The 23,986-nt window shown below is 72.2% G+C and carries 23 protein-coding genes; 2 read left to right on the top strand and 21 right to left on the bottom strand.

Translation table 11 applies throughout. The features are described from left to right. Positions 1-40: 40 nt before the first annotated feature. The gene (locus ACZ31C_RS29250; RefSeq protein ID WP_465798022.1) at positions 41-646 is read right to left on the bottom strand and encodes a DNA-3-methyladenine glycosylase; all 606 of its coding nucleotides are present in this window, start codon (positions 644-646) and stop codon (positions 41-43) included. Positions 647-1,049: 403 nt separating this feature from the next. Here ACZ31C_RS29250 and ACZ31C_RS29245 point away from each other — a divergent pair, with 403 nt between their 5' ends. Next, positions 1,050-1,481 carry a DNA-binding protein gene (locus ACZ31C_RS29245; RefSeq protein WP_465798021.1) on the top strand — a complete coding sequence of 144 codons (432 nt, stop codon included), beginning with the start codon at positions 1,050-1,052 and terminating at the stop codon, positions 1,479-1,481. A 5-nt stretch (positions 1,482-1,486) separates the two neighbouring features. Here the strand turns inward: ACZ31C_RS29245 and ACZ31C_RS29240 are convergent, their stop codons facing one another. The 14 genes from ACZ31C_RS29240 to ACZ31C_RS29175 form a co-directional block, all read right to left on the bottom strand. Further along, on the bottom strand, positions 1,487-1,858 hold the full coding sequence (locus ACZ31C_RS29240; RefSeq protein WP_350700070.1) for a DUF805 domain-containing protein: 372 nt from the start codon (positions 1,856-1,858) through the stop codon (positions 1,487-1,489). Between the two features lie 129 nt (positions 1,859-1,987). Continuing rightward, on the bottom strand, positions 1,988-3,451 hold the full coding sequence (gene argH / locus ACZ31C_RS29235; protein WP_465798038.1) for an argininosuccinate lyase: 1,464 nt from the start codon (positions 3,449-3,451) through the stop codon (positions 1,988-1,990). A gap of 58 nt (positions 3,452-3,509) precedes the next feature. After that, positions 3,510-4,025, bottom strand: coding sequence for an arginine repressor (locus ACZ31C_RS29230; RefSeq protein ID WP_117230175.1), 516 nt, complete (start codon positions 4,023-4,025; stop codon positions 3,510-3,512). Further along, positions 4,022-4,948 carry an ornithine carbamoyltransferase gene (gene argF, locus ACZ31C_RS29225; RefSeq protein ID WP_465798020.1) on the bottom strand — a complete coding sequence of 309 codons (927 nt, stop codon included), beginning with the start codon at positions 4,946-4,948 and terminating at the stop codon, positions 4,022-4,024. Before argF ends, ACZ31C_RS29230 begins: the two co-directional genes overlap by 4 nt. Next, on the bottom strand, positions 4,945-6,162 hold the full coding sequence (locus ACZ31C_RS29220) for an acetylornithine transaminase (RefSeq protein WP_465798037.1): 1,218 nt from the start codon (positions 6,160-6,162) through the stop codon (positions 4,945-4,947). The genes argF and ACZ31C_RS29220 overlap by 4 nt, the downstream gene beginning before the upstream one ends. 17 nt (positions 6,163-6,179) lie before the next feature. Then, a complete protein-coding gene (argB, locus tag ACZ31C_RS29215) occupies positions 6,180-7,067 on the bottom strand; it encodes an acetylglutamate kinase (protein ID WP_350700076.1) in 888 nt (295 codons plus the stop codon). An 81-nt stretch (positions 7,068-7,148) separates the two neighbouring features. Further along, positions 7,149-8,318 carry a bifunctional glutamate N-acetyltransferase/amino-acid acetyltransferase ArgJ gene (gene argJ / locus ACZ31C_RS29210; protein WP_465798019.1) on the bottom strand — a complete coding sequence of 390 codons (1,170 nt, stop codon included), beginning with the start codon at positions 8,316-8,318 and terminating at the stop codon, positions 7,149-7,151. Next, positions 8,315-9,316, bottom strand: coding sequence for an N-acetyl-gamma-glutamyl-phosphate reductase (gene argC, locus ACZ31C_RS29205; protein ID WP_465798018.1), 1,002 nt, complete (start codon positions 9,314-9,316; stop codon positions 8,315-8,317). The genes argJ and argC overlap by 4 nt, the downstream gene beginning before the upstream one ends. Before the next feature lie 106 nt (positions 9,317-9,422). Next, on the bottom strand, positions 9,423-10,448 hold the full coding sequence (locus ACZ31C_RS29200) for an NAD-dependent epimerase/dehydratase family protein (protein WP_465798017.1): 1,026 nt from the start codon (positions 10,446-10,448) through the stop codon (positions 9,423-9,425). Positions 10,449-10,456: 8 nt separating this feature from the next. Continuing rightward, complete coding sequence (locus ACZ31C_RS29195; RefSeq protein ID WP_465798016.1) at positions 10,457-11,257, bottom strand: glycosyltransferase family 2 protein; 801 nt, start codon at positions 11,255-11,257, stop codon at positions 10,457-10,459. Further along, positions 11,254-12,456, bottom strand: coding sequence for a nucleotide sugar dehydrogenase (locus tag ACZ31C_RS29190; protein ID WP_465798015.1), 1,203 nt, complete (start codon positions 12,454-12,456; stop codon positions 11,254-11,256). Before ACZ31C_RS29190 ends, ACZ31C_RS29195 begins: the two co-directional genes overlap by 4 nt. A gap of 212 nt (positions 12,457-12,668) precedes the next feature. Continuing rightward, positions 12,669-13,403 (bottom strand): hypothetical protein, encoded by a 735-nt coding sequence (locus ACZ31C_RS29185; RefSeq protein ID WP_465798014.1) that lies wholly within the window; start codon positions 13,401-13,403, stop codon positions 12,669-12,671. Between the two features lie 86 nt (positions 13,404-13,489). Continuing rightward, positions 13,490-15,772, bottom strand: a complete 2,283-nt coding sequence (locus ACZ31C_RS29180) for a hypothetical protein (protein WP_465798013.1) — start codon at positions 15,770-15,772, stop codon at positions 13,490-13,492. Then, positions 15,769-16,599 carry a hypothetical protein gene (locus tag ACZ31C_RS29175; RefSeq protein ID WP_465798012.1) on the bottom strand — a complete coding sequence of 277 codons (831 nt, stop codon included), beginning with the start codon at positions 16,597-16,599 and terminating at the stop codon, positions 15,769-15,771. Before ACZ31C_RS29175 ends, ACZ31C_RS29180 begins: the two co-directional genes overlap by 4 nt. Positions 16,600-16,768: 169 nt before the next feature. Here ACZ31C_RS29175 and ACZ31C_RS29170 point away from each other — a divergent pair, with 169 nt between their 5' ends. After that, on the top strand, positions 16,769-17,650 hold the full coding sequence (locus ACZ31C_RS29170) for a Crp/Fnr family transcriptional regulator (RefSeq protein WP_465798011.1): 882 nt from the start codon (positions 16,769-16,771) through the stop codon (positions 17,648-17,650). 78 nt (positions 17,651-17,728) lie between these two features. On the opposite strand, the gene pheT is transcribed toward ACZ31C_RS29170, so the two are convergent. From pheT to infC, 6 genes are all read right to left on the bottom strand, one after another. Then, positions 17,729-20,299, bottom strand: coding sequence for a phenylalanine--tRNA ligase subunit beta (gene pheT / locus ACZ31C_RS29165; RefSeq protein WP_465798010.1), 2,571 nt, complete (start codon positions 20,297-20,299; stop codon positions 17,729-17,731). A gap of 39 nt (positions 20,300-20,338) precedes the next feature. Then, on the bottom strand, positions 20,339-21,409 hold the full coding sequence (pheS, locus tag ACZ31C_RS29160) for a phenylalanine--tRNA ligase subunit alpha (protein WP_465798009.1): 1,071 nt from the start codon (positions 21,407-21,409) through the stop codon (positions 20,339-20,341). Positions 21,410-21,611: 202 nt separating this feature from the next. Beyond that, positions 21,612-22,409, bottom strand: a complete 798-nt coding sequence (locus ACZ31C_RS29155; protein WP_449955892.1) for a TrmH family RNA methyltransferase — start codon at positions 22,407-22,409, stop codon at positions 21,612-21,614. 67 nt (positions 22,410-22,476) lie between these two features. Beyond that, positions 22,477-22,869, bottom strand: coding sequence for a 50S ribosomal protein L20 (gene rplT / locus ACZ31C_RS29150; protein WP_117230164.1), 393 nt, complete (start codon positions 22,867-22,869; stop codon positions 22,477-22,479). 33 nt (positions 22,870-22,902) lie between these two features. Continuing rightward, positions 22,903-23,097, bottom strand: coding sequence for a 50S ribosomal protein L35 (gene rpmI, locus ACZ31C_RS29145; RefSeq protein WP_117230163.1), 195 nt, complete (start codon positions 23,095-23,097; stop codon positions 22,903-22,905). A 20-nt stretch (positions 23,098-23,117) separates the two neighbouring features. After that, the gene (gene infC, locus ACZ31C_RS29140) at positions 23,118-23,753 is read right to left on the bottom strand and encodes a translation initiation factor IF-3 (RefSeq protein WP_350700095.1); all 636 of its coding nucleotides are present in this window, start codon (positions 23,751-23,753) and stop codon (positions 23,118-23,120) included. Positions 23,754-23,986: the final 233 nt, after the last annotated feature.

Genomic DNA, 23,986 nt, shown 5'->3' with positions numbered 1-23,986 from the left:
GGCCGGGTCAGCGGCAGTCGCGGGTCAGCGCGGACGCGGGTCAGCGCCGTCGCCGGGGCACGTGGCGACGGTAGGCGCTGACCGTCGGGTCACCGGTGATCCAGAAGCGCCAGGGGACGTCGTGGGCGGCAGCCACGCCGACCCGGGGGCCGGAGGAGACCTCGGACGGCGCGACCGGCCGCGTCGGCGGAGTCAGCAGCAGCGGCCCGCTGCCGTCGACGAGGTTGGTGCCGTTCGCCGTCGCGTCGAGCCCGAGCGCCACCACCAACCGGGCGGGACCGCGAGCCAGGTCCCGGTCGGGCACCTCGCCGCGACGCTTGCGGGCGAGATCCAGCCCGTCGACCACCGCACCGGCGCGCAGCAGCACCGCCGCCGCCTCCCCCTCGCGCCCGCAGACCACGTTCAGGCACCAGTGCATGCCGAAGACGAAGTACGTGTAGGCGTGGCCCGCCGGGCCGAACATGGCCTTCGTACGCGGAGTCGGCCCGCGATGGGCGTGCGAGGCCGGGTCCTCACCGGTGCCGGCGTACGCCTCGACCTCGGTCAGCCTGATCCGGACGCCGTCAGCCGCGAGTTCCCAGCCGAGCAGCGTGCGCGCGGTCTCGGCGATCTCGGCGGCGGGAGCGGTCAGCCAGGAGTGGTCCACCCGTCCAGATAACCCCGACCGGAGTTCGATCGGCAACCACGCGCCGACGTCTTGGAGCTATCTACTGTACGGCCAGGTGAAAGTCTTGATCCATGCTCTCCATGGAGCGCACCCGACCTCGACGGATCGGGCCTCCCGCACTCCTCCTTGCCGCCTTTCGAGCTGAACCGTCGGCGCTATCGCCCGCACCGGGTGCGGGCTCGGGGCGATGCCCGATCCGCTACTGCAGTCAGCTCGACAGGCGCCTTGGTGGACTAGGTGTCGACGCCCGACCGACGCCCGGCAATCGACGCTCCTCTGAGCATCCTCAAGGGCTCCTGGCCGTCCGGTCGGCATCTGCTTCACCGAACCCGCTCTTCAACGATGCATTGACAACGTTCCGTTGAAGTAGTGGACTGGGGACATGACCGCCGCCTCTCCCCGCACCTCGGCACCGGACGCCCAGGATCGGGCCCACCACACCTACGCGGCCCTGCACCGGCTCACCGAGCGGCATGCCGCCACCGAGGCGCAGCGCCGCCGGCACACCAACCCGTACGCGGCAGATCCGTACGAGGCGATCGCCGTGGTGTTGGCTCTGGCTGCCGGGGCGGCCGAGGCGGCGCCGGGCGAGGAACCGGTCGACGAGGCGGACCTGCTCGCCGCGCTGACCCTCTTCCCACACCTGCGGGCGGAGGTCGACACGATGGAGGCGGGACTGCTAGACCTCGCGCGCAGCCGTGGGCTGACCTGGCAGGCGATCGGGCACGGGCTCGGCCTGGGCAGCGCCCAGGCCGCCCGCCAGCGTTACGACCGGCTGGCCGCCCGCACCCGATCGGACCAGGCCGCCGACTGAGCCGACTAGGACTTGGGACTGGGTCCGAAGTGGTTCAGACCGGGCTGGCCGTCCTGCACGAAGAACACGACCAGCACGATCCACCCGACGATCGGGATCAGCCCGATCAGGAGCCACCAGCCGGAACGACCCAGGTCGTGCAGGCGGCGTACGGAGACCGCCAGCGACGGCAGCAGGAAGGCCAGGTTGACGAGCAGGGAGACCGGTCCACCCGTCGTCGCGTCGAAGTCGAGACCCAGCGCGCTGTCGATGAGCGCAGCCACGATTCCGACACCGAAGAGGAACAGTGCGAACCACCAGTACTCGGAGCGACGAGCCCGCCCTCCGAAGCCCGCGTACTGGGAGAGCGCGGAGCGAATTGCATCGGTGAATGACACGACGACCCCATTCCACGATGAAGCGACGCTGATGCCAGCAGCGTACGAGGTCGTGTCACTCGATTCGGCCGACCGTCGTCACCCCGACGCGGACGGCCCGGCCGGTGCGACCGGGCCGGGCCGTCCGCCTCAGCGGGGTACGACCTGCTCCGCCGCCCACTCCCGCCAACCGGCCAGCCGGTCGGCGGCGGTGGCGAGCTGGTCAGCGACCGGGCCGGGGCCGGTCGAGCCGGGCGTGGTCCGGGCGGCCAGTGCCGAGCGGACCGACAGCACGTCACGGACGCTCGGGTCCAGGTGCTCGCTGACCGCGGCCAGGTCCTCGTCGGAGACCTCGTCGAGGGCGCAGTCCCGGACCGCGCAGAGCGCCACCAGCTTGCCGGTGATCTCGTGGGCGTCGCGGAACGGCACACCCTTACGGACCAGCCAGTCGGCCACCTCGGTGGCCAGCGAGAAGCCCACCGGCGCGGCGGCGACCAGTCGGTCGACGCGTACCGTCATGGTGGAGATCATCCCGGCCAGGGCCGGCAGCAGCAGTTCCAGGGTGTCGACCGCGTCGAAGGCCGGCTCCTTGTCCTCCTGCATGTCCCGGTCGTACGTCATGGGCAGGCCCTTGAGCATGGTCAGCACCGCGACCAGCCCACCGACCAGCCGTCCCGACTTACCCCGGGCCAGCTCGGCGATGTCCGCGTTCTTCTTCTGCGGCATGATCGAGGAGCCGGTGGCGAAGGCGTCGTCCAGCTCGACCCAGCCGAACTCGTGCGACGTCCAGAGCACCACCTCCTCGCCGAGGCGGGACAGGTGCACGCCGACCAGCGCGGTGATGAAGAGGAACTCGGCGACGAAGTCCCGGTCCGCGACCGCGTCCATCGAGTTGGCGAACGAGGTGCGGAAACCCAGCTCCTTGGAGACCGCCACCGGGTCCAGCGGCAGCCCCGACCCGGCCAGCGCGCCCGCGCCGAGCGGGCTGACGGCGGTGCGGTGGTCCCAGTCGCGCAGCCGCTCCAGGTCCCGCAGCAGCGGCTGCACGTGGGCGAGCAGCCAGTGGCCGAAGGTGACCGGCTGGGCGTGCTGCAGGTGCGTCATCCCGGGCGCGGCGGTGTCCACGTGCCGTTCGGCCTGCTCCACCAGCGCCTCGGCCAGCTCGACCAGCCGCGAGGCCACCCCCCGGGCGTGGTCGCGCAGATAGAGCCGCAGGTCGGTGGCGACCTGGTCGTTGCGGGACCGGCCGGCGCGCAGCTTGCCGCCGAGGCTGCCGAGCCGTTCCAGCAGCCCGCGTTCCAGGGCGGTGTGCACGTCCTCGTCGTCGACGGTGGGCCGGAACGCGCCGGAGGCGCAGGCCGCCTCCAGGTCGTCCAGGGCGGCGAGGATGCGGCCCAGTTCGTCCGGGTCGAGCAGGCCGGCGCCGGCCAGCACCCGGGCGTGGGCCCGGGAACCGGCGATGTCGTACGGGGCCAGCCGCCAGTCGAACTGGACGCTCACCGACAGCCGGGCGAGCGCCTCCGACGGGCCACCGGCGAACCGGCCACCCCACAGGCTCGTACGGTTGGCGGGCGCGCTGTTCTCGGTCAGGCTCTTGTCGTCCACCTGGCCCATTCTGGTGGTCACCACCGCGACGCTCCGCACCGGGCGTCCCGCCCGAGGTCCCGCTCGGTCATGGTGCTGTGTTCCCTTCGGTGTACTCGTCGCGACGGGCCCAGCCGGCGAGTCGTTCGCCGAGCGCGGCTCCGCCGTCGGATTCACGGGCCACCACGAGGATGGTGTCGTCACCGGCGATGGTGCCGACCACCTCCGGCAGACCCGCCCGATCCAACGCGCTGGCCAGATACTGTGCCGCCCCCGGCGGGGTGCGCAGCACCGCGATGTTGCCGCTGGAGTCGACCTCGTTGAGCAGTTCCCGCAGCAGCCGTACCAGCCGGGCCGGCGCCGCCTCGGCGTCGCGCAACGGCCGGTGACCGTCCTCCGGGATGACGTACACGGCCCGGCCGTCGCCGCCCCGGGCGGTGACCGCACCGAGTTCCTTCAGGTCCCGCGAGAGCGTGGCCTGGGTGACCTGGACGCCCTCGTCGCCGAGGAACTCGGCCAGCTCGGTCTGCGAGCGGACGGCCCGGTCGCGGATCAGCTCGACGATGCGGGCGTGCCGGGCGGCACGGGTCAACGGTGCGCTCATGTGGTCTCCGTCAGCAGGAACGTCAGCAACGCCTTCTGGGCGTGCAGCCGATTCTCCGCCTGGTCGAAGACGGCGCTGCGCGGGCCGTCCAGCACCTCGTCGGTGATCTCCTCGCCCCGGTGCGCCGGCAGGCAGTGCAGCACGATCACCGTCGGTGCGGCGTGCCCGAGCAGTTCCTCGTTGACCTGGTACGGCAGGAACGGGGTGGCGCGGTCCAGCCCGTCGCTCTCCTGCCCCATCGAGACCCAGGTGTCGGTGGCGACCACGTCGGCGTCCCGGACCGCGGCGACCGGGTCGACGAGCACCTGGACGCTGCCGCCGGTGTCGGCGGCGATCGCCTCGGCGCGGGCCACCACGTCGGCGTCGGGCGCGAAGCCCTCCGGACCGGCGACGCGGACGTGCATCCCGGCGGTCGCGCCGGCCAGCAGGTACGAGTGGGACATGTTGTTCGCCGCGTCACCGACGTACGCCAGGGTGCGCCCGACGGTGTCGCCGAAGCGTTCCCGCACGGTCAGCAGGTCCGCCAGGAGTTGGCAGGGGTGGAAGCCGTCGGTCAGCGCGTTGACCACCGGCACGGTGGCCCCCTCGGCCACCTCGGCGATCCGGTCGTCGCCGTGCGTGCGCAGCACGATCGCGGCCACGTAGCGGGACAGCACCCGGCCCGCGTCGGCCAGCGTCTCCCCCCGCCCGAAGTGCGTGACCTGGGTGTCCACCACCAGCGGGTGCCCGCCGAGCTCGGCGATGCCGGCGTCGAACGAGATCCGGGTCCGCAGACTCTGCTTGTCGAACAGCACCGCCACCGACCGGGGACCGGCGAGCGGCGCGTACGCGAACCGGTCGGCCTTCATCCGGGCCGCCAGGTCGAGCACGGCGGCCTGCTCGGCGGGCGACAGGTCGTCGTCACGCAGGAAGTGCCGGGTCATTCGCTGGCCTCCGTCGAGGTCGGATCAGGGGTACCGGCCGGGACACGGGTACCGGCCACGGCGGTGAGGGCGAGGGGCAGCGCGGCCAGGAACGCGTCGGCCTGGTCGGCGCTGAGGATCAGCGGCGGGGCCAGCCGGAGCACGTCCGGCTGGATCGGGTTCACCAGGAAACCGGCCCCGCGCAGCGCCTCGGCGGCGGCGGCCGACACCGGCGCGGTCAGCGTCACGCCGAGCAGCAGCCCGGCACCCCGCACCCCGCCCACCAACGGGTGCCCGAGCCCCTCGATACCCCGGCGCAGCCGCTCCCCGATCCGCTTGACGTGGTCGAGCAGTCCCTCGTGGGCGATCGTGGAGATCACCGCGAGCGCGGCGGCGCAGCTCACCGGATTGCCGCCGAAGGTGCTGCCGTGCGACCCGGCGACCAGCAGGTCCGCGGCCGGGCCGAAGGCCAGGGTGGCACCGATCGGCAGTCCACCGCCGAGCCCCTTGGCCAGGGTCACCACGTCCGGCTCGACGCCCTCGGCCTGGTGCGCGTACCAGTGCCCGGTGCGACCGATCCCGGTCTGCACCTCGTCGATCACCAGCAGCGCGCCGTGCCGGGCGGTGATCCGCCGGGCGGCGGCGAGGTAGCCGGCCGGCGGGACCACCACGCCGTTCTCGCCCTGGATCGGCTCCAGAATGACCATCGCCGTCGCGTCGGTGACCGCCGCCTCCAGCGCGGCGACGTCACCGTACGGGACGTGGTCGACCTCGCCGGGCAGCGGACGGAACGGGTCGGCCTTGGCCGGCTGACCGGTCAACGCCAGGGCACCCATGGTCCGGCCGTGGAAACCGCCGACGGTGGCGACCGCGTGGGTGCGGCCGGTCCGCCGGGACAGCTTGAACGCCGCCTCGTTGGCCTCGGCGCCGGAGTTGGCGAAGAACACCCGACCCGGACGTCCGGCCAGGGCCAGCAGCAGCTCCGCCAGGGCCACCGGAGGTTCGGCGACGTACAGGTTGGAGACGTGTCCGAGCGTGGCGACCTGCTTCGACACAGCGGCCACCACGGCCGGGTGCGCGTGACCGAGGGAGTTGACGGCGATACCGCCGAGCAGGTCCACGTACTCCCGACCGGTCTCGTCGGTCACCACCGCGCCGGAACCGGACACCAGGGCCAGCGGCGGCGTGCCGTAGTTGTCCATCATCGACTGCCGCCACCGCTCGACCAGCGTCATGCCGGCACTCCGCTCGCTCATGAGGGGATCACCATCGTTCCGAAGCCTTCCGAGGTGAACACTTCCAACAGGGTGGAGTGCGCGACCCGGCCGTCGACCACGTGGGCCGCGGGTACGCCGCCGGTGACCGCACGCAGGCAGGCCTCCATCTTGGGCACCATGCCCGACTCCAGCGACGGCAGCAGCTCGGCCAGCTCGGTGGTGCCGATCTCGCTGACCAGGCTGGAGGTGTCCGGCCAGTTGGCGTACAGGCCGGGCACGTCGGTGAGCACGACCAGCTTGCGGGCGCGCAGCGCCACCGCCAGCGCGGCGGCGGCGGTGTCCGCGTTGAGGTTGTGCAGCACCCCGTCCACGTCCGGGGCCACCGTGGAGATGACCGGGATCCGGCCCGCCCCGATCAGGTCGTCGACCGCCGAGACGTCCACCGACTCGACGTCGCCGACCTGGCCCACGTCGACGGCTTCGCCGTCCACGTACGCGTGTCGGCGTACCGCGGTGAACAGCCCGGCGTCCTCGCCGGAGAGACCGACCGCGAACGGACCGTGCGCGTTGATCAGCCCGACCAGTTCCCGGCCGACCTGCCCGACCAGCACCATCCGGACCACGTCCATCGCCTCCGGAGTGGTCACCCGCAGGCCGCCCCGGAACTCGCTGTCGATGCCGAGCCGACCGAGCATCGCCGAGATCTGCGGCCCCCCGCCGTGCACCACGACCGGCTTGAGCCCGACGTAGCGCAGGAACACCATGTCGGCGGCGAAGGCCCGCTGCAACTCGGGATCGACCATGGCGTTGCCGCCGTACTTGACCACGACCGTGGAGCCGGAGAAGCGGGCCAGCCAGGGCAGGGCCTCGATCAGGGTGGCGGCCTTCTCCTGGGCGCGGGTCAGATCCGAGGTCAGGGTCACCGGACCGGCCTTCCGTGATAGATCATGCTGCTGACCTTCTGCTCGCGACTGCGGGACTCCGCTTCGCTGCGTTCCTCGCGCTCACGTCGAGTACGCCGAGTTCTCGTGCACGTACCCGTGCGACAGGTCGTTGGTCCACACCGTCGCCTCGGCGGCACCGGCGTGCAGGTCGATGCGGATGGTGACGTCGCGCCCGGTCAGGTCGACGCGGGAGCGGTCCTCGGCGGCGGCACCGGACCGACAGATCCAGATTCCGTTGACCGCCACGTCGATCTCGTCGGGCTCGAACGCGGCGGCGGTGGTGCCGACGGCGGCGAGGATCCGCCCCCAGTTCGGGTCGTTGCCGAACAGCGCGGTCTTCACCAGGTTGTTGCGGGCCACCGACCGGCCCACCTCGACCGCCTCGTCCTCGTCTGCGGCGCCGACCACCTCGATGGCGATCTCCTTGGTGGCGCCCTCGGCGTCGGCCAGCAACTGCCTCGCCAGGTCGTGGCAGGCGGCGGTGACCGCGTCGGTCAGCTCCGCCTCGCTCGGCGCGACCCCGGAGGCGCCGCTGGCCAGCAGCAGCACCGTGTCGTTCGTCGACATGCAGCCGTCGGAGTCGACCCGGTCGAAGGTGACCCGGGTGGCGGCCCGCAGCGCGGTGCCGAGCGTCTCGGGCGGGGCCACCGCGTCGGTGGTCAGGACGCAGAGCATGGTGGCCATGCCGGGTGCCAGCATGCCGGCGCCCTTGGCCATGCCACCGACGGTCCAGCCGTCGCCGCGCGTCACGGCGGTCTTCGGTCGGCTGTCGGTGGTCATGATCGCCTCGGCGGCGGCGTCGCCACCGTCACCGGTCAGGGCCCGCACCGCCGCGCCCACTCCCGGCAGGAGCTTGTCCATCGGCAGCCGTTCACCGATCAGGCCGGTGGAGCAGACGGCCACCTCACCGGCACCGTACTCCCGGCCGGTGACCGCGCTCAGTTCGGCGGCGGTGTGTTCGGCGGTGGCGTGGGTGTCCTGGAAGCCGGCCGGGCCGGTGCAGGCGTTCGCGCCGCCGGAGTTGAGCACCACCACCCGGACCAGGCCGCCGTGGACCACCTGCTGGGTCCAGATCACCGGCGCGGCCTTGACCCGGTTGCTGGTGAAGACCGCGGCGACCCCCGCGTCCGGGCCGTCGTTGACCACCAGGGCCACGTCGGAGTCGCCGCTGGTCTTGAGGCCCGCGGCGACGCCGGCCGCCCGGAACCCCGCCGGGGTGGTGACGGTCATGGCGCGACTCCGAAGCAGGACAGGCCCGTGGTCTCGGGCAGACCGAACATCAGGTTGGCGTTCTGCACCGCCTGGCCGGCGGCGCCCTTGCCGAGGTTGTCCAGGGCGGCGACCACGATCAGCCGACCGGAGTCGACGTCGACGGTGGCCTGGAGGTGGCAGGCGTTGCCGCCGAGGGTGGCGGCGGTGTGCGGCCACCGTCCCTGCGGCAGCAGGTGCACGAAGGGTGCGTCCGCGTACGCCTGTGCCAGCACCACGCGGGGGTCCACCTCGCCGGTCGGCCGCGCGGTGACGGTGGCCAGGATGCCGCGCGGCATCGGCGCCAGCACCGGCGTGAACGACAGCCCGGTCGCGCCGGTGGCCTGCTTGATCTCGGGTACGTGCTGGTGGGCGCCGACCTTGTAGGGCGACAGGTCGCCCGCCACCTCGCTGGCCAGCAGGTGGGTCTTGGCGGCCCGGCCCGCGCCCGAGGTGCCGCTGGCGGCGACGACCACCACGTCGGCCGGGTCGGCGGCTCCGGCGGCGATCAACGGTGCCAGCGCCAGCACGATGGTGGCCGCGTAACAGCCGGTGTTGGCCACCCGCGTGGAGGCGGCGATGCGCTCCCGCTGGCCGGGCAGCTCGGGCAGACCGTAGGTCCACGCGTCGGCGTGGGTGCCGCCGTAGTAGCGGGTCCAGGCCTCGCCGTCGACCAGGCGGTGATCCGCGCCGAGGTCCACCACCCGCGCCTGCGCGGGCAGCCGGGCCGCGAGAGCGGCCGACTCACCGTGCGGCAGGGCGAGGAAGACCAGGTCGGCGTCGGCCAGTACGTCCGGGGTGGTTGCGGCGAACGTCAGGTTCATGCCGGTGAGCTGCGGGTGCACCGTGTGCAGCGGTTGCCCCGCCTGACTGTGCGCGGTGGCGGCGACCAGCTCGAACTCGGGGTGCCCGGCCAGCAGGCGCAGCAGCTCACCTCCGGCGTATCCGCTCGCCCCGGCGACTGCGACCCGAATTCCCATACCTACCTCCGCATGACTATGCAGAAGAGGTTAGCAGCGCCTGGTGACTGACCGCAAGGTCATGCATACCACTGCATGGTGATGTCACCGGGCGCGTCGGGCACGGTCAGAGACGCCCCTCGGCCACCGCCCGGGTCACCCACGGGATGACCTCGTCGAGCATCTCGTCCAGCGAGGTCGTGGCCGTGAAACCGAGCACCTCGGCGGCCTTGGTGGTGTCCGGCACGCGCTTGCGCACGTCGTACTCGAAAGGGTCGTCACTGACGTGGCGGAACGGCACGTCTGGTCCCTTGATCTTGTGCCAGATCAGCTCGGCCAACTCCAGGACCGTGGTCGACCGCGTGGTGGAGAGGTTGAAGTCCTCGTTGCGCGCGGCCGGGTGCTCGACGGCGAGCGCGATGCCCCGTGCCAGGTCCCCGCCGTAGGTGTAGTGCCGCACCTGGTCGCCCTCGCCGAGGATGTGCAGCGGGTCCTGCCCCTTGACGATCTTCTGCACCAGGTCGGGCACCACGTGCGACATGGCCAGCTTCACGTTGCCGGAGAGCACCTCGGCCTGGCCCAGGGCCCGCCCCTCCCCCACGCCCACGCAGTTGAACGGCCGCACGATCGTGTAGGGCAACTGGTACTGCTCCCAGGCGGCCCGGGCGTAGTACTCCACGGCCAGCTTCTGGAAGCCGTACGAGGACAGCGGCGGCGGGATCCGACGCTCGTCGCCCTCCCGGCTCGGCCAGTGCGCGGTCGACTCGAACACCATCGAGGAGGAGAGGTAGGTGACCTTGGTCAGGCGTCCCTCCCGATGGGCCCGGATCGCCGCGTCGCAGGTGGCCGCCATGATCCGTTCGTTGGTGGCGAGCAGGTCGTAGGCGTACGCGTGGAAGTAGGAGATCCCGCCGATCATCGCCGCGCCGGCGACCAGGTGGTCACAGCCGTCGAGCAGGTCGGTGAGCAGGTCGACATCGCGCGCGTCGCCCTCGACGAACCGGAAGCGCGGGTGCGCGTCGTAGCTGTGGGTGACCGGCCCGTACTTCGAGAAGTCGTCGATCCCGACCACCTCGTGCCCGCGATCGAGCAACTCGGAGACCAGGTAGCCGCCGATGAAGCCGGCCGAACCGGTTACCAGGACCTTCGCCACGTACGCTCCTAAGCCGTTTTCTCGTACTCGGTGCCGCGCTTGTCGTACTCGGTGCCGCGCGGGACCGCCACGACCGCCGGACCGCGCCGGGCGGCCAGCTTCTCCCGGCTCAGCCGTCGACCGTAGGAGAAGAAGTACCAACGCAGGTAGCCCGGCAGGAAGCGCCCCAGGTCGAAGTGGGACTCGCCGAGCGGCCGGTCCAGCCAGATCGTCGGGATCTCCGCCACCGGCAGCCGCAGCCGGGTCGCCTTGGCGGTCAACTCCAGCCCGATCTCGAACCCGGTCCGCGACTCGATGCCGACCTCCCGCACGAACGCGGTGTCGTACGCCTTGAAGCTGTTGGTGGCGTCCCGGGTGCCGACCCGGGCGAAGGTGTAGAGGCTCCGGCCCGCCCAGCGGGACATGAGCCGCTTCAACCGTGGACCGCCGACCTGCTGGCCGCCCGGCATGTAGCGGGACGCCGCCGCGACCACCACCCCACGGTCCACCAGCCGGGCCAGCTCGTCGATCTGCCGGGGGTCGTCACAGCCGTCGGCCATCGTCACCACCACGACCGGCGCCCGGGCCGCGTCGATGCCGAACCGGATCGCGTTGGCCGGTCCCCGGCCGTAGGTGTTCAGCACCGCCCGCACCCGAGGATCGGTCCGCGCGATCTGCTCGACGTACGGCACCGTGGTGTCCTCGGGCTGGTCGTGCACGATGAGCACCTCGGCGGGGAGCATCAGCTCCCGCAGCATCCGTTCCAGGCAGCGGACGATCGCCCCGCCCTCGTCGTAGACCGGCACGATCACCGAGACGCGCGGGTTCACACCCGCACCCCCTGCCCGGTCAGGCCCCACATGTCGATCACCGGTCGGTCGGTGTCGAGGCGGGCGTACTGTTCGTGCGGAGCCGCGATCACCAGGAGATCCGAGCGGCGCAGCACCTCGTCCAGGTCGAGGAACCGCTCGTCGACCACGTACGGGTCGGTGCAGAGCGTCTCCCGGGTCTTCAAGGCCAGGATCTTGCGCAGCTTGTACGCCAGGCTCTCCCGAGGGTCGTCGCTGCCGCCCTTGAACGCCATCCCGAGGATGCCCACCGTCGAGGCGGCCAGGTCGAAGCGGTCCTCCAACCGGGACACCAGGTACAGCGGCAGCCCCTCGTTGATCAGCATCGCCGAGTGGCCGAGCACGAAGTTGTTCCGGTTGAACGCGGCCAACTGCATGGTGTCCTTGAACAGGCACGGTCCGGCGGCGAACCCCGGCATCGGCAGGTCCGCCGCGCGCGGGTAGTCGTACGCCACCGCGTGCCGGATCCGGGCGAAGTCGAGCCCGACGTCGTTGGCCATCATCCAGAACTGGTTGGCGGTGGCGAACTTGATGTAGCGCCACGTGTTGGTGAACAACTTCGCCAGCTCCGCCTCCTCCGGCTGCAACGGCACGATCTGCTCGGTGAGGTGCCGGAACAACCGCTCCGCCCGAGCCTGTGCCTCCGGCGTACGCGCGGCGACGATCTGCGGCAGCGCGAACAGCTCGGTCATCGCGTGGCCCTCGGCGATCCGCTCCGGACAGAAGGCGACGTCGGCGTGCACCCCCTTGGCGGCCAGCAGCTTCTCGGTCAGCGCGGTCACGCCCGGATAGACGGTGCTGCGCAGCACCACGAGCTGCCCGTCCCGCAGGTGCTCGGCGCACCGCTCGAGAGCCCGGGGCACAGCGCCGAGATCCGGGTTGAGGTGCTCGTCGACCGGGGTCCCCACGACGACCACCAGATGCTCGGAGAGGCCCACCGCCGCCGGGTCGGTGGTGGCCCGGAGACGACCGGTGGCGACCGCCTCGGCCAGCGGTGCGGCGGCACCCGCCTCGGCGAACGGCAACGTGGCGGCGTTGACGGTGTCGACCGCGTCGGCGTTGAGGTCGTACAGCACGACGGAGAGCCCACGGGCGGCGAAGGCGATGCCCAGTGGCAGGCCGACCCGGCCACAACCACCGACTATGCAGACGTCGACCGCGGAGGGTGGCTCGTCGGACATGAGGGGACTCCCGTGGGGGTGGCGGGGCGATCGGCCTCGGTGCGCGGAATCCAAGCAGGCTAACCGCTCGGACGTGACTCGCGGGTAACCAAACAGCTATCGATACGCGCCTTTCGGCCGATCTCTGCCCTGGATGCAAGGAAGGGTCCCCTCCTAACGCCTCGTGCATAGGAGGGGACCCTTCCTAACATCTCTGCGAGCGCCTCAACCCCTCAGGTGACCTGTTCGGACAATCCGTGCTGCCGCTCGTACGTGCGCAGGGCCACGTCCCACGCCTGCGTGTACTCCGACGGCCCGAGAGCGAGGTCGTTGTGCCCCTTGACCGCCTCCCGCAGCAGCCGCACCAGGTCCGGCACGCTGCCCCGGCGTTCCTCGACGTAGCGCCGGAAGATCTCGGCGAACTGCTGCCCGGCCAGAGCCGCCGCGTGGGCGGTGACCGGGTCGTCCTCGAGATCCCGCAGCACCGCGCCCCAGCGGCGGGTCAACTCGTCGGCCTGGCGGGCCCGGATCTTCTGCAGTTCGTGGTCGCACTCCAGTCTGATCCGCTCCTCCCAGTACGGGCGGAGCCGTTCGCGTACCCGCTCCTCCGGGCTGACCCGCAGGCGTACCCCGAACTGCGGCAGACTTCCCCCGTCCTGCGGCCACCGCTGGTGCATCAACACGTTGTTCAGCGCCCGCTCCAGATCGTGGGCCCGGTGCGGCTCGTACTCGCGGGCCAGGTCGATCACCCGCTCCCGGACGATGCTCCGTGCCCAGGGCAACAGGCCCTCGGCCCGCATCTGCAACTCCTCGAAGGGCATGTTCGACGCCGTCCAGAGGTAGGCCACGTACAGGCAGAAGTCGAAGGCCTCGCCCTTCGCCGGCACCAGCATCGGTTTCGGCACGTCCTGCCGGAAGGTGACCCGCACCGGCGCGGGCCGAGGCGTGGGCGGGGGCGGTACGGGCATCGGCGAGAAGATCCGCTGCCACCACGAACGTTGCGGCTGACGGGGTAGGGAATGACGAACATGCGGGTTACCAGGGGATGGAGTGGTCATCGGCTGTCCTCACGAATCAGTCGTCCGACATCGTCGAGCAGCGGCTTGCGCGGCATGACCGGACGCCACACGTGCCGCAACTGGTGGTCGAGCCTGCGGCGCAGCGGCGGCCGTCCGGCCAGCACGAGCCGCAGCAGCGCCAGCACGTCTCCGGCGACCTCGGGTTGACCGTCGGCCCGGTCCAGCCAGAAGCCGAGCGTCCGCCAGGCGCGGTACGCCGTCTCCGGCAGGCTCAACGCCGTCGCCCAGAGCTCGGCCAGGTCGTGCCGGGACACGATCTCCGCCCGGGTGAGGTCCAGCAGTTCCGGCCACTGCTCCCGAGGTGCCGGCGCCCACCGCTCCGCCAGCACCCGGAGGGTCCGCGCGGCGTGCAGCCGCACCTCCCGGTCGCTGGACCGGGTCCACTCGGCCAGGTCGGGGATGAGCGCGGCGGCGTTCCCACCCTGGTACACCTCGACCAGCCCGCGTGACACCGAGTTGTTCCACCGCTGCATCCGCGCCGACGCGACCATCCGCAGCTGGACCAGGGCAGCGTCCGGCCAGAGACGGGCCAACCCCAGTTCGTGGGCGCGGGCCACGGTGTCGCGCAGATGAGCGGCCGTCCCGGCGGCCCAGCCGTCCAACTCGACCCGTACCCGCTGGCGCAGGCGAGGCTGCAGGGCCATCGCGACCAGGATGATCGCGGCGGCCTGCCGCACCCCGGCCCGCCGGTCCCGGGCCAGGTCCCGCACGGTGTCCAGGGCCGCCCGGACGTCCCGACCGGCAGACCAGCCGATCGCCCCCGCCGCAGCCTGGCGCACCTCCGGCAGGTCGGTGCGCACCAGGTCGGCGAGCCAGCCGAGCAGGACCTCCGGTGGCCACCACTCGGCCCACGCGACGTCGAGCACCGCCGATCGCAGATCCTCACTGCCCGCCGCGAACTGCACCCGTACGCCACCGGCGGACCATCCGTCGGCCGGATCCACCACCACCGCGGCACGCAGGGTGGTCCCGAGCAGGTCGTCGAGCGCGGCGCCGCGCAGCCGTACCGCGACAGCCGGTGCCCGCTCCGGCACGACGGCCCCCGGCGGACGCTCCGGCGTCTCGGCCGCCACCAGTCGGCCGGCGGCGAGCCGGATCTCCGCCGTCGACAGCCCCGCCAACACCGCACAGGAGAGCCGGAACGCGCGTACCTGTTCATCGGTCCAGCCCACCGAGCGGCCGACGTCGTCCTGCGGATCGAGGATGCGCGCGGCGCGCTCACGAAGCTGCTGGGGAAGCAACTGCGCCAGTCGGTCGGTGAGCTGGCCGGCGCGGGGCAGCGTCCGGGCGATCGCCTCGACCACCGGCACCACCTCACGCGACCGGGGCTCGGCGGCGAGATAGGCGGAGAGCAGCGGATGGCGCGCGCACTCCTCCTCCACGTACCGCTCCAGGCACTCCCCGTCGCAGCGGTCGGCGCAGAAGCCGACGCAGCGTCCGGCCAGTTCCCGTCGCAGGCGGGCGCGGAACACCTCCCCGGCCGGCGCCGGTCGATGCTCGATCACGTGCCCGCCGAGATCCCGGGCCCGTCGGGAGAAGTCACCGACCAGCAGCAGCGTCACCCCTTCGGTCTCGGCCCGCGACGCCAACCGGACCAACGTGTAGCCGTCGACACCGAGCACCGCCTCGTCGGTGAGCCGCAGGACGTACCCGCACCCCGACCGGGGGCCGGTGGCACCACCGAGCAAATCGGCGGGCTGCGCGACACCGAGCACGCCGACCCGGTCGAGGCCGTGCCGGTGGGCTGCTCCGACCAGCGCCGAGGTGAAGCGACCACTGCCGGCAGGGCCGGACAGGCACACCACGTGCCGTTGCTTCAGCACACGGTCGAGCTGCTGGTCACTGGCGGCCGGGGCGTAGCCGTACACCACGTCCCCGACGATGGTCGCGCTGAGCGTCTCGGCCCAGACGCGACCCGCCTGCGCCGCTGTCGCGGTGACGTTGACCGTGCCGATCGCCATCGCGCCGTGGCCGGTGGCGTTCTGTCCCCGCACCAGGACGTCGCCCACCTCGACGCCGGCCACGCCGCCGAGCAGACCCGCCAGTCGGCGCAGCACGTCGCCGGGATCCAGCGGATCCTCGACGTCCTCCGGCTCGGTCGGCTCCGCCGACCCCGACGTGCCCGCACCGGCCTCCGGTGTCGGACCGTCGTCGACCGGCGGTGAAGCCTCACCGCTCTCCGGCGCGGACTCCGGCGTGTCCGGCGTGGGGCCGGGCACGGTGTCGTGTGGCGCCGACGGCGGGTTCGGGTCGATCATCGGTCTGTGCCAGGACGAAGATGGACGTCCCGCCCCACCGAGCCGATCGCCATGGCGCCGTGTCCCACCGCGTTCTGGCCGTCGACTCGGATGTCACCGGTGCGGATCCCGCCGGCCGACGGATCCGGGGTCCGGTACGCGGCGGCACCACCCCGCCCGGCACCCGCCCCCGCCGCCTCTTCCGACCTGCTCTCTCCCACCTCACCGGACGGCTCCGGCGACTCACCGCCCGTCCACGAGGCGATGTCCTCGTCCACGACGCAGAGCCATGCCTGGGCCTCGAACCGCTTGTCCGGGATGCGCACGTCGATCCGCTGGAACCGGTCCGGGCGGATCTGCTCGGGATACTCGGTGACCACGTCGCGATAGATGTCCGAGGAGACCACCAGCGCGATCCCGGCGTCCGGGAACGCGGCCAGCGCACGGCGGACCGGTGCGGCGTCGCAGAGCCTGCTCACCAGTACGACCGCCTGGCCGGGAAAGCCGTTGGCCCCGTCCAGGTGCACCATGCCCTGGTGCACCGCGATCCGCAGCCGGATGCGGGCCGACGGGAGTCGGCTGACGTTGTGGCGACGCAGCCGGCGGTTCAGCTCCGGCACGAACCGGCCGATCAGATGTGCCTCGGGCAGTTCGCGCGGCAGGATCGCCAGTTCGCCGTCACCGGACTGTTGCGTCGTCCAGCCCTCCCGTTGCAGGCCGACCTCTGCGGCCGCCTCCCGCAGCAGGCGGTGGAAGTCCTGCTGCGCCTCGTACTGCTGGACGTTGCCGCGCCCGCTGTAGCGCTCCATGTCCACGCAGATCAGCATCCGCCGCTCCGGATGTCGCATGTCGTCTCCCCTTCGTCACCACACCCTGCCGGTCCTGGCACCAGGGGACATCCAAGCCGCGACGACAGGCGCAGACCCCGTAGAAGTACGGCATCGCATCGGTTGTCGACCAACCGTCATCCCGTCCTGTGCGGGCATTGCGGTCGGCGCGGCACGGTGTACTCGCCGTATGTGGACGGTCCCGATCGACCTGCTCCTGGGGCTGGAGCTGGAGTTGCTGCCGACCATCGGTCTGCTGGTCGGCTACCTGCTCACGGCGGCTCTGCTCCGGCGGGCGCCGAAGATCGTAGGCGACCGGTTACGCTTCGACCGCTGTCGTTGGCTGAGCAGAGTGGGAGCCTTGATGCGGCGAGATCCACCCCAGATTCCGGAGTGGCCTCACGGCACCTTTCTTCAGCGACTGGGTCCTGGCGTACGGGCCGCTCTCCTGGATCTCGGGGTCCGCCGCCGGGTGCCGGCCGGTCAGATCCTGATCCACGAGGGCCTGCGGGAGTCCCACCTGATCCTCATCGAGGACGGTCTGACGAAGGTGACCGCGGCGCTGGCCGACGGACGTACCGCGCTGCTGTCCCTGCGGGTCGGCGGCGACCTGGTCGGGGAGATGTCGGCGCTCAACGATCAGCCGCGCTCGGCGACCGTCACCGCCTGCGGGCCCGCCCGGTTCAGCGTGATCCCGTCCGACCGTTTCCGTGCGTTCCTGAAGGGCCATCCCGACGCCGCGCTCGAACTCGCCGCGATGGTCTCGGATCGGTTGCGCTGGTCCAACCGGCGGCGGATCGACTTCACCTCCTACCCGGTGACGATCCGGGTGGCCAGGGTGGTGGCGGAGCTGTCCCGCACCCACGGCCGGCAGGCGGCGGGCGGGGTCGTCATCGACGTCCGGCTGACCCAGTCGGAGCTCGCCACGATCTGCGGCGCCTCCGAGACCTCGATCCAAAAGAGTCTCCGGGAGCTGCGCAACGAGGGCCTGGTGGACACGGACTACCGGCGGATGACCGTCCGTGACCTGGACGGGTTGCGGACCCTCGGCTGCCTCGACGACGAGACCTGACCGGAGCACCACCGGATGTTAGGAAGGGTCCCCTCCTATGCACGAGGCGTTAGGAGGGGACCCTTCCTTTCATCTTTGTCAGGCGCCGCGCAGGGTCGCCTGGAAGCGCTCGGCGGCACGGGCCACCGCGGCGTCCCGGGCGGCGACCGCCTCCTCGACGGTCAGCGTCCGGTCGGATGCGCGGAAGGTCAGCTTGTACGCCAACGACTTGCGGCCCGCGCCCAACTGGTCGGAGGCGTACACGTCGAACAGCCGCACCGATTCCAGCAGGTCACCGGCGCCCTCGGTGAGGGCCTGCCGCACCGACTCCGCCGGGACCGACTCGTCCACCACCAGCGCCACGTCGATCAGCGCCGGCGGGAAGCCGGACACCGTCGGTGCGAGCGCCACGGGCGCCTCCGGCAACGCGTCCAGGTCCAGCTCCATGGCGCTGGTCCGGCGGGGCAGTTCCAGCGTGGCGAGCACCGTCGGGTGCAGTTCACCGGCGTGACCGACCACCGTGCCGTCCACCAGCAACGCGGCGCACCGGCCGGGATGCCAGGGGGCGTACTCGGCGGCCCGCACCTCGATGCTGTCCTGCGGCACCCCGGCGGCGGCGAGCACCGCCCGACCCGCCTCGACGGCGTCCGCCCAGCCGGCGGCCCGACCCCCGCCCCACCAGCCGGCCGGCTCGACGTCGCCGGTCAGCACGACCGCGACGTGCCGGGGCTGGTCCGGGACGACCGCGTCGGCGGCGGCGAACTCCTCGTCGGTGGGACGCCGGTCGACGCCCATCACCGGCGGACGTCCGACACCCGGACGCGCACGGAACACCGTGCCGGTCTCATACACCGCCAGATCCCGCAGGCCACGGCCCAGATTGCGGCGGACGATGCCGAGCAGCGGACCGAGCAGCGCGGTCCGCAGCAGCGGCTCCTCCTCGGACAGCGGGTTGGCGAGCCGGACCGCCTGGCGACGCGGGTCGTCGGCGGGCAGCCCGAGCTGGTCGGCCAGCTCGGCCGCCACGAACGGGTGCGCCAGCACCTCGACGAAGCCGCGTTCGGCGAGCGAGCGGCACACCGCGCGGTGACGACGCTGCCGCGCGGTCAACCCCCGCCCGGGCGGCGCGGTCGGCAGCACCGACGGCACCTTGTCGTACCCGTCGAGGCGGGCCACCTCCTCGACCAGGTCGGCCGGATCGGTCAGGTCGGGCCGCCAGGTCGGCGGGGTGACGCTGAGCGCCTCGACACCGGCCACGGCACCCACCTCGCCCGCGTCCTCGGCGAGCCGGTCGGCGCCCCGGGCGACGGTGCACCCGACCTGTTCCAGCAGGGCCACCACCCGGGCCGGCGGGTACTGGACGCCGACCCGCCGGGTGGGCAGGTCGACCGGCAGCACCACCGGCGTACGCGGTGCGACGTGGTCGATGTCCAGCACCTCGTCGGCGACGGTGCCGCCCGCGTACTCGGTGAGCAGCCGTACCGCCCGCTCGATCGCGACCAGCGGCAGGGCCGGGTCCACGCCCCGCTCCCAGCGCTTCGCGGCCTCGCTGAACAGCTTGTGCCGGCGGGCGGTGCGCCCGACCATCACCGGGTCCCAGTGCGCGGCCTCGAACAGCACGTTGACGGTGCCGGGCACCACCTCGCTGGTCTCGCCACCCATCACGGCGGCGAGCGAGATCGGCACGCCCTCACCGGCGAGCGGGTTCGGCGCCCCGGTGTCGCAGATGACCATGTCCTCCGGCGCCAGCGCCCGGGTCACCCCGTCGAGCGTGGTCAGCTTCTCGCCCGCTTCGGCCCGTCGGACCACCAGCGCGCCGGTGATCCGGTCCGCGTCGAAGGCGTGCATCGGCTGGCCGAGTTCCAGCATCACGTAGTTGGTGATGTCCACCGGCAGCGAGATGGTGCGGATGCCGGCGACGGTGAGCCGCCGCTGCATCCAGTCGGGGCTCTGCGCGGTCGGGTCCACGCCACGCACCAGCCGGGCCGCGAACCGGTCGCAGCCGACCGTGTCCCGGACCTCGACCGGGTACGCCGGTGCGTCCGTGCCGGCCGGCGCGGGAACCAGACCGGGGTCCCGGAAGCCGACCCCGAGGGCCAGCGCCAACTCGCGGGCCAGACCCCGCAGCGACATCTGGTAACCCCGGTCCGGGGTGATCTCCACCTCCACCACGACGTCGTCGAGGCCGACCACCGGTCGGGCGTCGTCGCCGGGCTTGGCGGCGGTGCCCTCGGGCAGCACCACGATGCCGTCGTGGTCGTCGCCGAGGCCCAGCTCGCGCTCCGAGCAGATCATGCCGTTGGAGTTGCGCCCGTACGTCTTGCGGGCGCCGATGGCGAAGCCACCCGGCAGGACACCACCGGGCAGGATCACCACCACCCGGTCGCCCGGGGCGAAGTTGCGCGCCCCACAGACGATCTCCTGCGGCTCGCCGGTGCCGTTGGCGGCGCCGACGTCGACCCGGCAGAACCGGATCGGCTTCTTGAACCCGGTCAGCTCCTCGATCTCGAGGACCTCACCGACCACCAGCGCCCCCTGGACCGTGTCGGCCAGGTCCACGATCGACTCGACCTCGATACCGAGGTCGACCAGGGCCCGCTCCAGGTCGGCGGCGGGCAGGTCGGCCGGGAGGTCGACGTACTCCCGCAGCCAACTGACAGAAACTCGCATGACTTGTGACCACCGTCTCCGTGACTCGAACCCGTCGCCCTACACCCCGGCCCCGAACGCGCGCGTGAACCGCACGTCACCTTCGGCCATGTCCCGCATGTCGCTGACCCCGTGCCGGAACATCACCGTGCGGTCGATGCCCATGCCGAACGCGAACCCCGAGTAGACCTCCGGGTCGATGCCGCAGGCGCGCAGCACCCGCGGGTTGACCATGCCGCAGCCGCCCCACTCCACCCAACGGGGGCCGTCGCGGTGCTCCGGGAACCACACGTCGAACTCGGCCGACGGCTCGGTGAACGGGAAGTAGTGCGGCCGGAAGCGGGTCCGCGCACCCTCGCCGAACATCGCCCGGGCGAAGTGGTCCAGGGTGCCGCGCAGATGGGCCATGGTGATGCCCTTGTCCACCACCAGGCCCTCGACCTGGTGGAAGACAGGCGCGTGGGTGGCGTCCAACTCGTCGGTGCGGTAGACCCGGCCGGGCACGACCACATAGATCGGCGGCTTGCGGGTCAGCATGGTCCGCGCCTGCACCGGCGAGGTGTGGGTCCGCAGGACCAGCCCGGACTCCTCGGTGGGTGCGATGTGGAAGGTGTCCATCAGGCCGCGCGCCGGGTGGTCCGGTCCGATGTTCAACGCGTCGAAGTTGGTCCACTCCAACTCGACCTCGGGTCCCTCGGCCACCTCGTAGCCCATCCCGATGAACAGATCGCTGATCTGCTCGGTCAGCTGGCTGATCGGGTGCCGGGAGCCACGCGGCCGCCGGTCGTAGGGCAACGTCACGTCGACGCGCTCCTCCACCAGCACCCGCTCGGCCTGTTCACGCTCCAACACCTCGGCGCGGGCGGCGTGGGCCTGCTCGATGGCACGGCGGGCCTCGTTGACCCGCTTGCCGGCGTCGGACTTGGCGGCCGGCGGCAGCGCGCCGATCTCCCGGCGGGCCAGCGAGACCGGGGCGCGGTCACCGAGGTGCGCCGGGCGCACCGCGGCCAGCGCGTCGGGGTCACCGGCGGCGGCGAACGCCTTCTCGGCCTCGGTCACGGCCTCGGCCAGGGCGGCCGGGTCGAGCAGGGCGACCTGCTTCGGGTCGTACGGATCGTTGCGGTAGCTCATGGCGTACGGGCACTCCCTCACGGCGGTGCCGGCCCTCACGGGCGGCGAAGCGAGTCTACGGACGCGCGGCTGCGCCGCAGCCCGCCGGTGGGAGTCGCGTGGGGAGCAGGTCAGGCCCGCCGCCCGCCGACACCGGCGGGCTGGCTAAAGGAACGCCAGGTCGCGTTCACCATGGGGGCCGCTCTCCTTGTGGGGTGTGAGGTCAGCGCTGCGCTCTCGCCGAAGCGTACAGGCAGACCGCCGCAGCCGCAGCCAGGTTGAGGCTCTCGGCACGCCCGTGCAGCGGCACCCGGACCCGGGCGTCGGCGGCCTCGACCAGCTCGGCGGGGAGGCCGTGCGCCTCGGAGCCGAACAGCCAGGCGGTGGGCGTGGCGAGCCGACCGGCGTCGGCCAGGTCGTCGAGGTCGTCGGCGCCGTGCCCGGTGGCGGCGAACACGGTCAGCCCGGCGGACCGCGCCGCGACGACCACCTCGGCGGGGTCGCGTTCGCGGACCACGTCGACGTGGAACAGGCTGCCGGCCGAGGACCGGACACACTTGCCGTTGTACGGGTCGACCGCCTCCCCGGCGAAGACCACCACGGCGGCCCCGGCCGCGTCGGCGGTCCGCAGCACGGTGCCGGCGTTGCCCGGGTCACGGATGCCGGCGAGTACGGCGACCAGGCGCGGGCCTCGGGCCAGGGCGGTCTCCAGCGGTACGTCGACGTGCTCGCAGACGGCGACCAGTCCCTGCGGTGCGACGGTCTCGGCGAGCGCGGCGAGCGCCTCCTCGGTCACCTCGGAGACGGGTACGTCGTCCCGGGCGGCGGCGGCCGCGAGGTCGGCGTACCGGTCGAGGGCGGCCGGGGTGCCGAACAGCTCCCGCACCGTACGCGGACGTGCCAGGGCCTCGCGGACCGCCTGCGGCCCCTCGGCCAGGAACCGGCCGGTGGCCTCGCGGTCCCGGCGGCGGTGGAGCCGGCGGGCGGCGACCACCCGGGGGGTACGCGGCGTGAAGGTCATGTCGTCCTCACCACACACGCGCGAGGCGCCCCCGGTCGTGGGGACGCCTCACTGCGTTGTGCGGGGATCAGGCGGCCTGAGCCGGCGCGCCGCCGGTGCCCTCGGCCTTGACCGCGGCCCGGGCCAGCTCGACGATCGCCGCGAACGCCGGAGCGTCGTGGACCGCCATGTCGGCCAGGATCTTGCGGTCGACCTCGATGCCGGCCAGGCGCAGGCCCTGGATCAGGCGGTTGTAGGTCATCCCGTTGGCACGGGCACCCGCGTTGATCCGCTGGATCCACAGCTGCCGGAAGTCGCCCTTGCGGTCGCGACGGTCCCGGTAGGCGTACTGCATCGAGTGCAGCACCTGCTCCTTGGCCTTGCGGTACAGCCGGGAGCGCTGACCGCGGTAGCCACTCGCGGTCTCCAGCAGGGTACGGCGCTTCTTCTGGGCGTTCACAGCCCGCTTGACGCGTGCCATCTCAACTCCTTCTTGGACTCAGGTTGGCGCGCGTCAGCGGCCGAGCAGCTTCTTGAGGCGCTTGACGTCGGACTTGGCGACCTCGACCAGGCCCGTCAGCCGCCGGGTGCGGGTGGAGGACTTCTTCTCCAGGTTGTGGCGCAGACCGGCCTGCTGCTTCATGATCTTGCCCTTACCGGTCACGCGGACCCGCTTGCCCGTCCCCGTGTGGCTCTTCATCTTCGGCATGTGGAACGTCTTCTCCCCTGTTACTCGCCGCTGTTGTCGGCGACGGTGCCGGTGTCACCGGCTGCTGCGGTCTCGCCGGCCTCCGGCGCGGCGGAATCCTCCGCTGCCCGGTCCCGGGGCGCTCCGCCCCGGGAGGCGACCGCGGCGACCGCGGCGGCCTTGGTGGCGCGGTGCGGCGCGAGCACCATGATCATGTTTCGACCGTCCTGCTTCGGAGCGGCCTCGACGTACCCCAGCTCCGAGATCTCGCTCTCCAGCCGACGCAGGAGCCGGTAACCCAGCTCCGGGCGACTCTGCTCGCGACCGCGGAACATGATCGTCACCTTGACCTTGTCGCCGGCCTTGAGGAACCGCACCACGTGACCCTTCTTGGTCTCGTAGTCGTGCGGATCGATCTTCGGCCGGAGCTTCATCTCCTTGATGACGGTCTGCTGCTGATTACGCCGCGCTTCGCGCGCCTTGAGTGCGCTCTCGTACTTGAACTTGCCGAAGTCCATGAGCTTGCACACCGGCGGGCGCGCCATGGGCGCAACCTCGACCAGGTCCAGATCGACGTCCGCGGCCAGCTGAAGGGCGCGCTCCAGCGGGACGATGCCCACCTGCTCACCCTCGGGGCCGACCAGTCGGACCTCACGTGCCCGGATCTGCTCGTTCACGCGTGGTTCGACGCTGATGGGGCCTCCTCGAGTCGGTTCTTCATGCGTGGCCGACCCGGCGGCTCCCGGTTGGGAACCGACCCGGAAAGCAGAAGGCCCCGGCGCATGCCAGGGCCCGCTCGACCGGTCGGCACGATCACAGGATCGCGCATCCCGGCCCGGGACATGCCCGGAACCGGAGACCGGACCCGGCCGCCGTAGTCGGCGACTCGGGTGGGAGCAGGCGCCCCACT

The sequence above is a fragment of the Micromonospora sp. NPDC023869 genome, from assembly GCF_055559695.1.
Note: the sequence above shows the minus strand (reverse complement) of the source record. Positions and strands in the feature narration are given on the sequence as shown.